This is a genomic window from Sulfuricella sp. T08 (assembly GCF_000971475.1).
In the GTDB taxonomy this organism is placed as follows: Bacteria; Pseudomonadota; Gammaproteobacteria; order Burkholderiales; family Sulfuricellaceae; genus Sulfuricella.
In genome coordinates this window covers 1-1,272 of record NZ_DF967565.1, presented here as the reverse complement: position 1 = coordinate 1,272, position 1,272 = coordinate 1, and the positions used below count along the sequence as shown (strand labels likewise).

Annotated in this window: 1 protein-coding gene; it reads right to left on the bottom strand. The window is 56.4% G+C overall.

The window, feature by feature from the left end:
* Positions 1 to 37 precede the first annotated feature (37 nt).
* A protein-coding gene (locus tag SCT_RS15095; RefSeq protein ID WP_088178675.1) for an IS3 family transposase occupies positions 38 to 1,209 on the bottom strand; the annotation gives its coding sequence in 2 pieces (ribosomal slippage) (positions 38 to 954 and positions 954 to 1,209; 1,173 coding nt in all).
* Positions 1,210 to 1,272 lie beyond the last annotated feature (63 nt).

Sequence of the window (1,272 nt, the reverse complement as noted above, 5' to 3'; positions counted from 1 at the left end):
TGAGCTTGGTCGTGTTTTCCGGCCCCCAACGTAGCGCTCATGCCGCCCGATTTTCCTTCAAGAGCCAGTTGGCGTAGTGCTGTGCCGGGCTCTGATAGGCCAATGCGGAATGGCGGCGTTTCCGATTGTAAAACGCTTCGATGTAATCAAACAAATCCCGTCTGGCTTCTCCCCGCGTGGCGTAGTCTTCATGGAACACGCGCTCGTTCTTCAGGCTGTTGAAGAAGCTTTCCATCGGGGCATTGTCCCAGCAATTGCCTTTCCTGCTCATGCTCGCTTGCATCCCGCACTCGACCAGTAGTGCCCGGTAGTCATGGCTGCAATACTGGCTACCGCGATCCGAGTGATGGAGCAGACCCGGCTTCGGCTTGCGCCGGAAACGCGCCATGCGCAGGGCATTCATCACCAGTTCCTTGCTCATCCGGCTATCCATTGACCAGCCCACGATCATGCGTGTGTAGAGGTCCATCACCACCGCCAGATACAGCCAGCCTTCCCGTGTCGGGATGTAGGTGATGTCGGCTGTCCACGCCTGGTCAGGAGCCGTCGTGGCGAATTGCCGATCCAGCAGGTTCGGGGCGATCGGCAACTGATGCTTGCTGTCCGTGGTGACCTTGTAGCGCCGTTTGTGTCTGGCTCGGATGCCGTGTTTGTTCATCAGCTTCCGGACTCGTTCCTTGCTCGCTGGGATATCTCTGGCCTTGAGTTCCACGGTGATCCGGGGCGACCCATAGGCCCCTTTGAATTCAGCATGCACCGAACGGATCAGTGACAGCATCTGCTCGTCGGATAACCATTGCGTCGGCCCGCCACAAGCCTTCCAGTCAGCATAACCACTGGTGCTGACACCCAATACTTCGCACAGTGCCTGCAACGGGTATAAATCGCGTTGCCCATCAATCCAGACGTACTTCACAGCGATTCCCTTGCGAAGTACGCCGTCGCTTTTTTTAGGATTTCAACTTCCATTTTTAGCCGGGCGTTCTCGGCCTTCAGCTTCGACAGTTCCATTTGCTCCGGCGTTACCGGCTTGCCGGTACCAGGCTGAAGCTTGCCTGCCTTGTAGGCATTACGCCAGTTCCCTAGCGTCTGTTCCGCAATCCCAAGGTCCCGCGCGACCTGCGCCGGGCTCTTGCCTTCGATTTCAACCTGCCGAACCGCTTCCTGCTTGAATTCAGTGGTGTAGCTTTGTCTTGGTATCCGATACATTTCAACCTCCAGTTGCCAGTTTAATAGGCTACTGCTGGTATCCGAAATTCGCAACCAAACTCA